The 14,391-nt window shown below is 55.1% G+C and carries 14 protein-coding genes and 1 pseudogene; all 15 read right to left on the minus strand.

The window, feature by feature from the left end:
* Nucleotides 1-38 precede the first annotated feature (38 nt).
* The 15 genes and pseudogenes from NYE69_RS21765 to NYE69_RS21835 all read right to left on the minus strand — a co-directional run bounded on the left by NYE69_RS21765 (nucleotide 39) and on the right by NYE69_RS21835 (nucleotide 14,390).
* Entirely contained in the window at nucleotides 39-827 is a 789-nt protein-coding gene (locus NYE69_RS21765) for a FliA/WhiG family RNA polymerase sigma factor (protein ID WP_340927928.1), read from the minus strand.
* A 15-nt stretch (nucleotides 828-842) separates the two neighbouring features.
* Nucleotides 843-1,265 (minus strand): hypothetical protein, encoded by a 423-nt coding sequence (locus NYE69_RS21770; protein WP_036622298.1) that lies wholly within the window; start codon nucleotides 1,263-1,265, stop codon nucleotides 843-845.
* A 2-nt stretch (nucleotides 1,266-1,267) separates the two neighbouring features.
* Nucleotides 1,268-1,765 carry a chemotaxis protein CheD gene (locus NYE69_RS21775; protein ID WP_124332727.1) on the minus strand — a complete coding sequence of 166 codons (498 nt, stop codon included), beginning with the start codon at nucleotides 1,763-1,765 and terminating at the stop codon, nucleotides 1,268-1,270.
* Nucleotides 1,758-2,384: a chemotaxis protein CheC gene (locus NYE69_RS21780; RefSeq protein WP_036622294.1), complete on the minus strand. Its 627-nt coding sequence runs from the start codon at nucleotides 2,382-2,384 to the stop codon at nucleotides 1,758-1,760. The genes NYE69_RS21775 and NYE69_RS21780 overlap by 8 nt, the downstream gene beginning before the upstream one ends.
* 3 nt (nucleotides 2,385-2,387) lie before the next feature.
* Nucleotides 2,388-2,849, minus strand: coding sequence for a chemotaxis protein CheW (locus NYE69_RS21785; RefSeq protein ID WP_036622292.1), 462 nt, complete (start codon nucleotides 2,847-2,849; stop codon nucleotides 2,388-2,390).
* A gap of 29 nt (nucleotides 2,850-2,878) precedes the next feature.
* A complete protein-coding gene (locus tag NYE69_RS21790; protein ID WP_340927929.1) occupies nucleotides 2,879-4,963 on the minus strand; it encodes a chemotaxis protein CheA in 2,085 nt (694 codons plus the stop codon).
* A 29-nt stretch (nucleotides 4,964-4,992) separates the two neighbouring features.
* Nucleotides 4,993-6,500: pseudogene (locus NYE69_RS21795) on the minus strand (protein-glutamate methylesterase/protein-glutamine glutaminase).
* 25 nt (nucleotides 6,501-6,525) lie between these two features.
* Complete coding sequence (locus NYE69_RS21800; protein WP_316561027.1) at nucleotides 6,526-7,413, minus strand: MinD/ParA family protein; 888 nt, start codon at nucleotides 7,411-7,413, stop codon at nucleotides 6,526-6,528.
* A complete protein-coding gene (gene flhF, locus NYE69_RS21805) occupies nucleotides 7,410-8,825 on the minus strand; it encodes a flagellar biosynthesis protein FlhF (protein ID WP_340927930.1) in 1,416 nt (471 codons plus the stop codon). The genes NYE69_RS21800 and flhF overlap by 4 nt, the downstream gene beginning before the upstream one ends.
* Nucleotides 8,822-10,858: a flagellar biosynthesis protein FlhA gene (flhA, locus tag NYE69_RS21810; RefSeq protein ID WP_265416197.1), complete on the minus strand. Its 2,037-nt coding sequence runs from the start codon at nucleotides 10,856-10,858 to the stop codon at nucleotides 8,822-8,824. Before flhA ends, flhF begins: the two co-directional genes overlap by 4 nt.
* Nucleotides 10,859-10,881: 23 nt before the next feature.
* A complete protein-coding gene (gene flhB / locus NYE69_RS21815) occupies nucleotides 10,882-11,970 on the minus strand; it encodes a flagellar biosynthesis protein FlhB (RefSeq protein ID WP_240751828.1) in 1,089 nt (362 codons plus the stop codon).
* Between the two features lie 15 nt (nucleotides 11,971-11,985).
* The gene (gene fliR / locus NYE69_RS21820) at nucleotides 11,986-12,774 is read right to left on the minus strand and encodes a flagellar biosynthetic protein FliR (protein ID WP_155621500.1); all 789 of its coding nucleotides are present in this window, start codon (nucleotides 12,772-12,774) and stop codon (nucleotides 11,986-11,988) included.
* Between the two features lie 12 nt (nucleotides 12,775-12,786).
* The gene (gene fliQ, locus NYE69_RS21825; RefSeq protein ID WP_036622278.1) at nucleotides 12,787-13,056 is read right to left on the minus strand and encodes a flagellar biosynthesis protein FliQ; all 270 of its coding nucleotides are present in this window, start codon (nucleotides 13,054-13,056) and stop codon (nucleotides 12,787-12,789) included.
* 39 nt (nucleotides 13,057-13,095) lie between these two features.
* Nucleotides 13,096-13,857 (minus strand): flagellar type III secretion system pore protein FliP, encoded by a 762-nt coding sequence (fliP, locus tag NYE69_RS21830; protein ID WP_124332722.1) that lies wholly within the window; start codon nucleotides 13,855-13,857, stop codon nucleotides 13,096-13,098.
* Nucleotides 13,854-14,390, minus strand: a complete 537-nt coding sequence (locus tag NYE69_RS21835) for a flagellar biosynthetic protein FliO (RefSeq protein WP_155621501.1) — start codon at nucleotides 14,388-14,390, stop codon at nucleotides 13,854-13,856. The genes fliP and NYE69_RS21835 overlap by 4 nt, the downstream gene beginning before the upstream one ends.
* Nucleotide 14,391 lies beyond the last annotated feature (1 nt).

Here is a 14,391-nt window from a genome sequence, read left to right on the forward strand (position 1 = left end):
CCTCCTCTCTTCCGATTCACTCGTTCATGATTTACCCGTCAGTCTTCGCACATCAGCAATTCCCGCTGCTTCTCCAAGCTGCCGCGAAGCCGTAAAATCGCTTTGGAGTGAAGCTGGGAAATTCGCGAAGGCGAAAGCGACATCACTTCCGCGATTTCGCTTAACGATAAATCTTCATAATAAAGCAGGGAGACGACCGTTCTTTCCTTTTCGGTCAGTTTTTCGATTCCTTTTGCCAATGAATCCCTTAAATAAAACTCCCTGACTTTATAATCCGGGTTTTTTGCTTTTTCGTCAACGAGTAATGTGAGACGAGTTTCCGACTCTTCTTCGCCAATCGGGTCCTCAAGGGAACAAAGTGTCATGACGGCGACTTCTTGGAGCATGCTCTGAAACTCTTTCTCGCTGATATTCAAGTAGGCGCTCATCTCGGCGTCCGTTACGGAGCGGAGATATTTCTGTTCCAAGTGCTGATAGCCTTCTTCGATTTTTTTGGCTTTCTCTCTCACGGAACGGGGAACCCAGTCCCCCTGCCGAAGGCCGTCCAGAATCGCTCCCCGTACCCGCCAGGATGCATAGGTTTCAAATTGAAGGCCGCGTTTGTAGTCGAATTTTTCGACCGCATCAATCAGCCCCATCACCCCATTGCTGGCTAAATCATCTTTGGAAACGTTCTTGGGAAGGCCAACGGCGAGACGTCCCGAAACGTAGTCGACAATATGCAGATATTTTTCGATAAGTTGTTTCTTGGCCTCCAAATCGCCGTGCTCTTTCCATCTTTCCCAAACCTCGGCATAATTCAGAGTTGATGTCTTCCGCTCGTTCAATTGCCTTCACCCTCCTTATTTTTCTGTCAGGTGACGAACGACCTTGGCCAGCTCTTCAGGATCTTTGTCGTCAGGTGTTTTCACGAGTTTCGGCGGGCTCAGCGGCGTAAAATCCGCGGCTTCGCCCGGCGAATTCGAGGGCGGCTTCAGCAGTTCATTAAGCTGCTCGCTTTCGTCCGGCGTCGTCAAGTCGAGATTGCCCCCTTTCCCCTGTTCAGAAAGCAAGGCTTCCTGCGGCTCGACCGTTCCGTTTCCCGGAAGCTCCTTCAGAAAACCGAACATCCAGCTTGCCGCAAAGGCAAGCACAAACCAGACGACAAAGGCGATTAGTCCCCGGATAAAGCTGGTCATAAACAAATTGTTCCCCGCCGATACCGCAAATGTAATAAGAAAACCGATAAAGCCCAACAACAAGTAATATCGCGTTTTTCCTGCCATGGCTACAATTCCTTTATCCCCATTTGTACACTTCGCACATATAATATCCCCGTTTCGTTATCCAGCTCGATCGTCCTGCCGTAATTTCCTCCGGTATCCTCCGCCAACAAGGGGATCTTCAATGCTTCCAATTGCAACTTGCAAGATTCCGCGTTTCTCGGACCGATTCGCATCGAATCACTGTTCCCTCCAAAGGAAAACATCTGCGAGCCTCCGGCCATTTTGGCCACCAGCCGGGATGGAGAGGCTCCGAGACCCATTAATTTCTGGTACAGCGCCGGAATGGCCGTATCCGCGTATTTCGCGACGTTCAAAGCGCCTTCCCGGGCGATCTCCGATGAGGGCAGCATGACGTGCGCCAAGCCGGCCACTTTCAATTGCGGATCATATAGCGTAAGCCCAACGCAGGAGCCTAGCCCAGTCGTACGTATCAATCCCTGCTGCGTTATGACGTTCAACTCGGCCATGCCCACTTTTACGACACGTTGTTCATCAATCATGCTGGGCCGGTACTCCCAACGCAGTGAAAATTTTGGCGAATGAATCCGGATCGGGAATCAGGAAAAACTGTCCCTCTACCTCATGGTGTCCTTCGATAAACGTAGTATCGATCAGCAGGGCGGAGTCTCCCATCTCACCAAACTGCAGGAGCCCGTAACTCAGGATCGCCCCTGCCATATCCAGCGCCAGCGCAGGTACCGTAGGCGCCATCGACAGAGACGTAAAATCGGCCAGCGAGGACAAATAAGAGCCCGCCAAAATGTTGCCGATTTCCGAAAGCGCCGACCATTCCATTTCCGAAAAGCTGTCCTCGCTTTCCACTTCGATCCCCGCCAGGCGATGCAGCAATTTTTTGGCCGCTTCCGGGCTAAGAATGAAAAACAGGTTTCCCGGAGCTTCGCCCTCCACGCGGAAAAATACCGCAAGCACGATATTTTCGGCGCCGCCGACGCGTTCGGCTACCGCTTCGAAAGGCAGCATCTGCACCTTCGGCACCGCCATATCGATCGGCTTGTCCAGCAGCTTCGACAGCGCGGTCGCCGCGTTGCCCGCCCCGATGTTGCCGACTTCTTTTAAAATGTCAAGCTTCAAATCCTCAAAGTCTTTAAAGAGCTCCACGATCTAGTCCTCTAAGCTTTCCAGCTGGATGATTTCCTTCCGGCTTAGCACTTCGGAAAGGTTCAACATCACGAGCAAACGTTCCTCGGAAATTTTGGCCACTCCGTCCAGGTATTTGGCTTTGACTCCGCCGACGACATCCGGCGGCGAATCGATCAAATCGGAATCCAAATCGATGACATCGTTGGCGGAATCGACGATAAAGCCGACTTCCAAATCGTTGGCCGCAACGATGACGATCCGGGTCTGATCGGTGTACTCGGTTTCCGGCAGACCGAAGCGGCCGCGAAGATCGATAACGGGAATAACGACGCCGCGCAGGTTGATAACCCCTTTAACGAAGGAAAACGTCTTAGGCACGCGCGTGATCGGCATCATCCGCTCGATCGTTTGCACTTTGTCCACTTCGATGCCGTATTCCTCATGCCCCAATTTAAAAACGATGACTTTCAATTCCTGTCCCATGTGGAAATCCCTCCTTAATGATTCAAACCTTATTTAATGAATGCATTTGGATCGATGATTAGCGCCACTTGCCCGTCTCCCAAAATGGTGGCCCCGGCCACGCCCTGAATCGCAGGGAGGTATTTGCCCAGGTTCTTGATGACGATTTCGCTTTGTCCGATAAAATTCTCCACCGCAAGCGCGGCCATCCGGTCGCCTTTGCGGATGACCACGATTTCCGTCTCTTCCTCATCGCTTTCCGAAAAGCCCGGAATGTCGAACAATTGCGCCAGCGACATCAGCGGAATATGCGTGTCCCGGTACGGAATCATCGTGTAGCCGTGCAGTTCGCGGACCTGCTCCCGTTTGATCAGTCCGGTTTCGACGATGGAGGAGAGCGGAATCGCGTATTTCTCCGCCCCGACCTTGATCAGCATCGCGGATATGATCGATAAGGTCAGCGGCATCTGAACCGAAAATTTGGTGCCCGCGCCCAGCTTGGATTGTACCGAAACCACCCCGCTGAGCGATTCGATTTTGGATTTGACGACATCGAGGCCGACGCCGCGTCCGGAAATATCGGAAATCACTTCCGCCGTGCTGAAGCCTGGAGCGAACAACAGCATGTACACCTGTTCATCGGTCATGGATGCCGCCTCGCTCTCTTTGACGACCCCGTTTTTGAGCGCCTTTTTCAGCACTTTGTCACGGTCGATGCCGTGCCCGTCATCTTCGATTTCGATAAACACGTGGTTGCCGCTGTGGAAAGCGCGGAGGTTGACCGTTCCCGTCTCCGGTTTGCCGGCGGCCACCCGTTCGGCCACCGGCTCGACTCCGTGATCGACGGCGTTCCGCAGCAGATGGACGAGCGGATCGCCGATTTCATCAATCACGGTCCGGTCAAGCTCCGTTTCGGCTCCCACGATGACAAGATCGATTTTTTTGTCGAGCGATTTGGCCAGATCGCGGACCATCCGCGGAAACCGGTTGAATACGGTATCGATCGGGACCATCCGCAGCTTCAGCACGATATTTTGCAAATCGCTGCTGACCCGGCTCATGTGCTCCACCGTTTCCGTTAAATCGGCGCGTTTTACTTCATTCGCCAACTGCTCCATGCGGGAGCGGTCGATGAGCAGCTCGCTGAGCAGGTTCATCAGCACGTCCAGCCGGTCGATATCGACGCGGATCGTCCGCGACGGAGCGGGGGTACCGCCGCCGGCGCGAGCGCCGCTTTTATGTTCCCCTTGCTGCGCCGGCGTTTTTGCTGCCGGCGCGGGATTGGCTGCTTTCGTCTCCGGAGCCGGTGCAGGCGCGGGCGCGGCGGATGCCGCCGTTTCCTTGGCGCCGGCCGCAAGCTGGGCGAGCGTCTCGTGATCCAATGCCGCAACCTGAGCCGAACCGATCTCCGAGAGATTCAGAATCATGCTTTGGATTTCAGCAGCCTCTTTCTGCGTTATGTAATAAAGCGAGAAACTGCGGTCGAATTTCTCTTGTTCAATATCCTGTACCGAAGGGTAAGCCTTCACGATTTCCCCGAAGCGTTCCAGCAGGTCGAACACCATGTAAGCTCGCGCCGCCTTGAGTTGGCTATCTTCGGAAATTGCGACTTCGACATACAGCACTTGGTGCCCTTCGGCGATGGACTGCTCCAAAACGGAGTATTGGTACTGGTCCAATTGGATCGCACCGGCAGTGGATGCTCCTTGAGCTTCCGCCGCCGGTTTGGCGTCGGAGCCGCCGCCCTGCCCAAAATCGCCGCGCACGATCGACTGCAGATCGGCCACGATGGAACTGACGTCGGCCTTCCCTTCGCCCCCCTGGGTTATGTCCTCAACCATCGACTGCAAAGCATCGAGGCCGCGGAACAGCGTATCGAAAATGAATTCCTGCATTTTGAGCTTCTCGTTGCGAACCAAATCGAGCACGTTCTCCATTTGGTGGGTGAGGGATGACAGATCCTCGAACCCCATCGTTGCCGCCATCCCTTTTAAGGTATGCGCCGACCGGAAAATAACCTGGACGATGCTGATATCGTCCGGGTTGCTTTCCAGCTCCAGCATCTTTTCGTTCAGTGATTGCAAATGATCGTTCGACTCATCGATAAACATGGATAAATATTGATTCATGTCCATGGTGAGGCACCTCCTCCAAGAGATTCCGTTTATTTCACAACTTGTACAAGCTTGGGGCCGATTTCATGCAGCGGCAAAACGTGGCTGACGCAATTCAGTTCGATTGCCGAGCGCGGCATGCCGAACACCACGCAGGTCTCCTCGCTCTCGGCAATGGTGGAGGTCACGCCGGCGTCATACAGCCGCTTCATGGCTTTCGCCCCGTCGCTGCCCATTCCCGTGAGGAGCACGATATGCCGTTTTAGCGATTCCAGCGGGAACAGCGATTTATACAAGACATCCACCGACGGCCTGTGTCCGTTGCAGGGCTCTTCCTGCGACAGATGCAATCTGTAGCTTTCGGCCGGACCAGGCACCACGTTTAAATGGAAACCTCCCGGAGCAATATAGGCCGTACCGCCGAGCAGCTCCATGCCCTCTTCCGCTTCGACCACGTTCAATTCGCTCAAACTATTGAGGCGTTGGGCCAGTGATTTGGTGAAATTCGGCGGCATATGCTGCACGATAACGATCGGGGCCGGAAAATCCGCCGGAATTTTCTCCAGCACGGCTTTCAGCGCTTTGGGGCCGCCAGTCGACGTACCGATCGCAACCAGATCGGTAAAGCTCTTGGCGGCGGCGTTCCGCGGGCGGGACCGTGCGGCGCTGCCGCCGGCCGCTTCTCGGGCCGCCGCGGTCTCCGCCTGAGCCGGCGCCTGCGGCGCCGCAGGCGCGCCCTGCCGCACGGAGGCCGCGCGCGCTGCCGGCCGCGCTGCCGCGGCAGGCGAAGCCTGCGGCTCCCGGCGCGGCGGCCCGCCCGCAGGGCGCGCGCTGCCCCGTCCTGCGGCGGGCGCCGGTCCGGTTCGGCCCGGCCGGCGCGCGGCGCGGCCGGGGGCTGCGCAGCGGCACGCCCGGGCTGCGGCCGGGGCAGGCGCGCCTCCGGGCGGCGCGCGCCTTCGCTGCCGCTGCCCGGCGCCCCGGGCGCCTGCGCGGACGCGGCGCTGCCGGCAGGGGCCGCCGACGGCCGGGCCGGCTTCGTCCGGCCTGGCGCAGCCGCCTTGCCGATCGCGTCCGCCTTACCGCCTGCGTCCGCCTTGCCGCCCGCAGGCGGCGCCATGGCCGAGCGCAGCGCCGCCTCGCGGGCCGCTTTCCGCTCCGCAGCCAGCATCGCGCCGCGCATCTGCTCCCGCAGCTCGCGCCCAACCTGCGCGATGTCGTGCGAGCTGGTCGAGGCCGACGGCTTGCGGATAAAGTCGAAAGCCCCCAGCTCCAGGGCCATGATGGTTTCCCTCATTCCCTGTTCATTGATTCCCGACAGCATAATGACCGGGAGCGGATGCTCCTTCATAATCACTTTGAGCGCGTCCAGCCCGTTCATCTCCGGCATCTCCACATCCATGGTGACGAGGTCGGGCTTCAGCCCCGCGATTTGTTCGATCGCTTCCCGGCCGTTTTTGGCCGTAGCCTCCACTTTGAAATCCGGATCCTGCTCGATGAGGTCGGACACGATTTTCCGCATAAACGCTGAATCGTCTACCACCAATACTCGATAAGGCATCGATTGTTCCACTCCTGTTCCAGAATCATTTTGCTAGTTTCAACCACTTTTGCATGAATCCCTTGATTCCTGACATAGAATCCCTTGGCTTGATTTGTGGAACATTCATATAAGCGATAGCCAAACGCTCAATATCGCGCGCCGCCGCAGAGCCCGGAAAAGCGATGGTAAAGGGCACCTGCTTCTTGACCGCTTGCACGACGCGCGCATCGTCGCTCAGAAACCCAAGAGTAGGGATGTCCATCCCCAAAAAACGGCGGGTTACCAGCGATATTTTATCGGCAACCTGACGGGCCTCCCGTTCCCCGGTAACCCGATTGATCACCAACCGGAACGGCACATGTTCGTCCAAGCCGTGCACGACTTTGATCAAAGCGTACGCATCGGTGATCGACGTCGGTTCGGGCGTCGTCACCACCAGGCATTCGTCGGCGGCGGCGATAAATTTCAACGTTTCTTTGGACAAGCCCGCACCGGTATCGAAAATGATGTAGTCCATCCCCTCCGAGACGGATTCGATTTGCGAGGTGAAGTAGTTCAAATCCGCATCGGATAACGCGAACAGATCCGCCAATCCCGATCCCCCGGCAATAAACGGCAATGAATGAGTTCCCAGTTCAATAATTTCCGAGATGCTTTTTTCGCCCTTGAGCAGATGGTACAAGTTGTACCTCGGTCTCACGCCCATCAATACGTCGATATTGGCCATGCCGATATCGGCGTCAAACAGCAGCACGTTGCTTCCAAACGACTTTAGGGCCAAGGCAAAATTGAGCGTAAAATTCGATTTGCCGACCCCGCCTTTGCCGCTGCTGACGGTAATGATCCGGGCTGAACCTTTTCTGGGGACCGATTCCGCAGAATCATCCCGCGACGAAACCAGTTGTCTGAGTGACTGGGCCTGATCATTCATATCTTCCGTTCCCCCATAAGGATGTCGACCAGCAGCTCCCGGTCCGCTTGAAGCAGATCATCCGGGACGTTCTGGCCGTTGGTAATGTAAGAAACCTTGAGCGGATAAGCATTCAGCAAATTATAAATCGGCCCGACGCTTTCCGTTTCGTCCAACTTGGTGAAAATCACTTTATCCAGGCCGTATTTGCTGAAATGCTCGGTTATTTTTTTCATGTCCTGCGTTTTGGACGTCAAGCTGAGCACCAGATACATTTCGCTGACATCCGAAGGCGCAAGCAAACTGTGCAGCTCCGCCACAAAAATTTCGTTCAAATAGTTCCGGCCGGCCGTATCCATCAGAATCAAATCGCAATGTTCAAGCCGCTGCATCGCCCGCTGCACATCCCCAGGAGATTGTACGATTTCAAGCGGCACGTTCAGGATCGTGGCGTAGGTGCGAAGCTGCTCGACCGCCGATATCCGGTAAGTATCCGCCGTGATGAAACCGACCTTTTTGCGGGCCCGGAAAATCTGATCGGCCGCCAGTTTGGCGATCGTCGTCGTTTTGCCGACGCCCGTCGGCCCCGCAATATAGACGATGCGCGTCCCCTCTTCGATCCCTGAGCCGATCCGCCCCTCCAAAAACGCGCCGGCTTTGCCGCGGAACTGTGCGGTAAGCTCCTCGTCGCTGAGCGACTTTCCGGATTCGCTCCACTCCTGATACACTTCCTCGATCCAGGAATCGCAAAGATCGGCCGACACCTCCTGGCCGAACAGCTGATTCTGAATCGACAGGAGGGCCTGCGGCAGCTCGCGGCCGCCTTCCTGGTTTTTGGCAAGCTGGCTGAGCCACATCTTCATCTGCCGGATGTCTTCAAGCAGCCGTTCCTCCTTGGAATCCGCGGCCGAAGCGGCGGCCGGACTTGAGTGCTCCAAAGCCGGGCTCAGCCGGGCAGGCTGTGCGCCGTGATTCGGCACGTCCGCGGCAGGCCAGGCATCGGCGGCAGGCGCCGCCGGCGGGGAGAACGGCGTCCGCTCGGGAGCGGCTGGAAAGGGGGTTCCGATGACCGGCGGTTCCTCCCGCTCTTGCAGTGCGATGGCCGCGAGGCCCGCGGTTGCCGCGGATGACAAAGACGGACTTGCCGCCGGCGATCCGAGCTGCGAAGTTTTACGATACGCCTCGGGAACGGCCCCCCTTGCCACCGGAGCAGGCGCCACTGGGGTTGGCCTAGCCGTTTTGGCCTTGGGGGAGGGGGCTTCATTCCCCTCCGTCGCGGCGATGACCTCGATCTTTTTCTTTCCGAACAATCCAAAGATGCCTCCCACCTTCATCTCTTTGGTGCTCAAAATAACGGCATCCGCCCCAAGCTCGCTCCTGATCTTCAGCATCGCGTCAGGCATTGCGTCGACGATATAGCGCTTCACTATCATAAATTCACCACCCCGACACTTTGGATTTCAACATTGGGTTCAAGCTCGCTGTAGGACAATACCGGGATATCTTGCATGCTGCGCTCAATGATTTGCCGCAAATACATGCGAATGGTCGGGGAGGTCAGCAAGATCGGCTGCTGCCCCATCTGCACAAGCCGGTTGATCTGTTCCGTAAGCTTCTGGAACACGGTTTGCGTCGATTGGGGATCCATCGTCAAGTAGCTGCCCTGTTCCGTTTGCTGGACGCTTTCGGCGATTTTTTTCTCCAGCGACGGACCTACCGTAATGACCCGCATCGTTTCGCCCGGCCGGGTGAACTGCTGCGTAATCTGGCGCGACAGCGCCTGTCTGACATATTCCGTCAAGACATCGGGGTCCTTGGTGTAAGTCCCGTAATCTGCCAGCGTCTCGAAAATCGTGACCATGTCGCGGATGGAAATTTTTTCGCGGAGCAGCTTGGCCAGCACTTTCTGTACATCCCCGATCGTTAGGATCGACGGAATCAGCTCGTCGACAAGAACCGCGTAATGTTCCTTGAGGTTGTCGACCAGCGCCTTTGTTTCCTGCCGTCCGAGCAGTTCGTGCGCATGCTTTTTAATCAGCTCCGTCAAATGCGTGGCTACGACGGAAGGCGGATCCACGACCGTGTACCCGGACAATTCGGCCCGGTCTTTGATCGTTTCGTCGATCCAAAGGGCCGGAAGTCCGAAGGCGGGTTCCCGGGTCTCAATACCCGTGATCGACTCGTCATCCATCCCCGGACTCATCGCCAAATAGTGATTAAGTAATAATTCACCGCCGCCTACGACATTTCCTTTTATTTTGATGACATATTCGTTAGGTTTTAGTTGAATATTGTCGCGAATGCGGATAACCGGAACGACGAGCCCCATTTCAAGCGCGCACTGGCGCCGGATCATGATGATCCGGTCCAGCAAATCCCCGCCTTGGCTCGTATCGGCCAATGGAATAAGCCCGTAGCCGAACTCGAATTCGATCGGATCGACCTGCAGCAGGTTGATGACGCTCTCGGGACTGCGGACTTCTTCGATCTGCTGTTCTTCCTCTTGCTGCTCTTGCTCGATTTGCTTGCGGTTCATATTTTTTTGCATCCGTATGGCCGCAAAAATCATCAGTCCCGCAAACGGGAACGTGGTCCAAATGCCGATCGGCGTAAACAGGCCGAGCATGGCGATCGTTCCGGCAACGATATAAAGCAGCTTCGGATAATGGAACAACTGCCCGGTGATATCTTCGGCCAGGTTGCCTTCGGAAGAAGCCCGCGTCACGATCAGACCGGCCGCCGTGGAAATCAGCAGCGCAGGAATCTGGCTGACCAGACCGTCCCCGATCGTCAGTATGGAATAAGTTGACAACGCTTCGCCAAACGGCATGCCATGGATCGACATCCCGATGATAAAACCGCCGATCAAATTGATCAGGAGAATGACGATGCTGGCGATGGCGTCGCCTTTCACGAATTTGCTCGCACCGTCCATCGCGCCGTAAAAGTCGGCTTCCCGTTCGATTTTGGAGCGCCGCTCCCTGGCCTGCTGCTCATTGATCAGCCCGGCGTTCAAATCGGCGTCGATGCTCATCTGTTTCCCCGGCATCGCGTCCAAGGTGAAGCGGGCCGCTACTTCGGCCACGCGCTCCGAACCTTTGGTAATGACGATAAACTGCACAACCACCAGAATCAGGAAGACGACAAAGCCGACCACGGGTTGTCCCTGCGATATCCATGAGCCAAACGTGGCGACAACGTCGCCGGCTTTGGCCTGTCCCAGAATCAGCTTGGTGGTAGATATGTTCAGCGCCAGCCGGAATAACGTCGTAATCAGCAGCATTGCCGGGAAGATGGAAAATTGCAATGCTTCCTTCGTATTCATCGCGACCAGCAAAATGATTAGAGCCAACGAAATATTTACGATCAGCAGAATATCCAGCAGCAACGTCGGGATCGGGACGATCATGAGCAGAACGATGCCGATAATGCCAACAAGAATGAATAAATCTCTATACTTTTTCACGGGGAGTTCCATCCGTCCCTTCCTTATTTCACTTTGCCTTTTATTCTATATACATAGGCCAGCACTTCGGCGACGGCCTGAAACAGATCGGCGGGAATCGTGTCGCCGATTTCCGTTCTTTGAAACAGCGCCCGCGCAAGGGGCTTGTTTTCCATCGTGATGACGCCGTGCTCCTTGGCGATCTCTTTAATCCGCAAGGCCACGTAATCCTGGCCTTTGGCGACGACCTGGGGAGCATCCATTTTCGAGTTGTCGTATTTTAAAGCCACCGCGAAGTGCGTCGGGTTCGTAATAATGACATCGGCTTTCGGCACTTCCTGCATCATCCGCTGCAGCGCCATCCGACGCTGCCGCTCGCGGATTTTCCCTTTGATCAGCGGATCGCCTTCCTGGTTTTTGTACTCGTCCTTGATGTCCTGCTTGGACATTTTTAGACTTTTTTCGTGCTCGTACCTCTGGTACATGTAATCGAGCGCCGCAAGTACAAGCAGGGCGGCGGCGATCTTGATTCCGAGGTTCGTCGTCATCTCCGCGGCAAAATGAAAAATCCCCTCCGCCGGAAGATGCGCCAGTGCGGAAATGCTTCCCCTTAAGCCCCAAATCGTCGAATATACGATATAACCGATCACCGTGAGCTTAAATAATGTTTTTGCGAATTCAACCAGCGACCGCATCGAGAAAATTTGTTTGAACCCTTTGATGGGGTCGAGCTTGCTAAGCTTCATCTTAAGCGGCTCGCCCGTCACCATAAAACCGACTTCCGCCAGGTTGGTGGCGACCGCGACGACCATAACGACAAGCAAGATCGGAGCAATCAGCAGTAAGATCTGCACCGCGTAATCGCCCAGCATCGTCATGACGTTCTCTTTCGTCACCTCGGTTGTAAGCCGATTATAGAACACGTCCACAAATAATCCGACCAGCCGTTCCTTAATGAATCCGCCGAAAAAAAGCAGACATAAAAACCCCGATAATAGGACGAGCGCTCCCGACAGATCCTGGCTTTTGGCCACTTGACCTTTTTTGCGGGCATCTTGCCGCTTCTTGGGCGTGGCTTTTTCCGTCTTCTCGCCGGCGAAAAGCTGCAAGTCAAGCGAATAGCGATACGCCACCTTCAATCCCCCATCCTACGTCGGTCTTTGCCCGATCGTGCTGAGCAGGTCGTGCAGCGCGTCAAACAGCACCTCGAACAAAGCTTGAAAAGCATAAATGAAACTAGGCACAAGCAACAGCATCACAAGCAGCCCGACTATAATCTTCACCGGAATCCCGACGGCAAAAATGTTGAATTGCGGAGCCGTACGAGCCAATAAGCCGAGGGCTACGTCGGTGATAAATATGGCGACGACTAACGGGGCCGACATCTGGAACGCCAGCAGCAGCGCTTGTCCGAACGTTTGAGCCAAAAAATCCGCCAAATTTCCGTTGTAGATCCGCTGAAACACATCGTTGGACAACGGAACCCAGTCATAGCTGCGAATGATCGCATCCAGCAAGTAGTGATGCCCGTTCATGCTGAGGAACACCAGCGTCGCCACAACGTACTTGAGGTTCCCCAATACCGGTGCCGTCGCCCCCGTCATCGGGTCAAGCACGTTCGCAATCCCGAAGCCGACTTGCAGATCGATAAAGGACCCGGCCATTTGAATGACGGAAAAAATAAGGAACGCGACATACCCCATCAAAAGTCCCACCAGCACCTCGCGGAGGATGTACAATATGTATCCCAGATCGCCGGGAACGGGTTGACCCGGACCGATGATAAATAAAACCATAAAAGCGAGAATGCCCGCTAAACCGACTTTGAACGTTGTCGGTACCGCTCGCGATGAAAACACCGGTGAAACTACAAAAAAAGCTGTCATTCGACAAAAAATAAGCAAAAAGACAGAAAATCCGTGCAATAAAGTATCCATAATCTATACGGCCTAACCGATAAAACTAGATAGGTTGTTTAAGATCCCGTACGTAAAATCGACCAGAGTCGTTAAGATCCAGGGGCCAAACAACAAAAGCGCGACCAAAACGGCGACGATTTTCGGAACAAAGGCCAGCGTCTGCTCCTGAATTTGCGTCGTAGCCTGAAAGATACTGACCAAAAGACCTACGGCCAGCCCTAATATCAGCATCGGCGCGCTGACTTTCAAAACGGTATAAACGGCTTGTCCGGCCAAACCGATGATAAATTCCGAACTCATAAACCGTCTTCCTCTCCTAATAAATAAGTCGAACTGCCTCTAAGGATTGAAACTTGCCAGCAGCGACTTGACGACCAAATACCAACCGTCTACAAGTACAAACAACAGTATTTTAAACGGCAGCGAAATCATGGAAGGCGGCAGCATCATCATCCCCATCGCCATCAACACGCTGGAAACGACGATATCGATAATAAGAAATGGAATAAAAATCATAAATCCCATTTGGAAAGCCGTTTTGAGTTCGCTGATGGCAAACGCCGGAACCATGACCGAAAGCGGGATATCCTGATAGCTTTTCGGTTTTTCCATTTTCGTGTAACCCATAAACAACTGAAGGTCTTTGGTTCGAGTATGGGTATACATGAACTTCTTCATCGGCACCGCCGCTTTTTCCAGCGCCTCCGATTGGGTAATCTCGCCTTTGATATAGGGCTGAAGCGCTACCTCATTCACCGTGGAGAGCGTCGGGCTCATGACAAACAGCGTCAGGAACAGCGCAAGCCCGATCAGCACCTGGTTGGGAGGCATCGTCTGCGTCCCCAGGGAACTGCGGACAAAACCCAACACAACGACGATCCGCGTAAAACTCGTCATCAGCACCAGGATGGCCGGTGCAAGGCTGAGCACGGTGATGAGCAGAATAATGGACAACGAACTGGTGCCCGATTCCCCTCCCGTGCCACCGATCTGAATGCCGATGTTCGGAATCGGATCCGCCGGTGCTGCGGAAGCTGCGGAGACGGCAAGCACGCTACATAAAGCCAACAGCAAGCTGACGAGTATGACTTTTTTCTTCATGAATCCCTCGACCGATCTGTAGATTGTTCTTCCGGATCCTGCAACAATTCCTCCATTTGCCGTTTCCGGTTTGGCATTTTCCGCAGCTGAGATTGGAACACCTCATGAAAAGCCGTACCTTCCAGCTCCTCTTCCTGAGGGGGTTCCTTTTTGAAGCGGGAGATTACGCCGGACAGAATGGAAGAAAGTCCGGCAAACTCCGTCTCTTCCTCCGCCAAGGCCTGCCGCAGCGCCTCGACTTCAGCCGGGCCGGAGATTTTATCGACCAGGGATATGTCCTCTCCGACTCCGACGACGTAAATGGAGCCCCCGATTTCAATCACCTGCAGCGATTTGTTCGGTCCCAGACCCACGGCTCCCAAAGTGCGGATCGACCGGCTCTGGGACATGATGCGATTTCTTTTGCCGATAAAGCGGAGCAATACAACGATTAAAACCAGGATGAGGCCAAGGACAACGATGACCGTTATCAGGTTCCCCCATAGACTCGCATCCCCAGAACCGAACTGGGGAGCCGGCTGATTCGGATTCATC

Source organism: Paenibacillus sp. FSL R5-0527, assembly GCF_038008055.1.
Taxonomy (GTDB): Bacteria; Bacillota; Bacilli; order Paenibacillales; family Paenibacillaceae; genus Fontibacillus; species Fontibacillus macerans.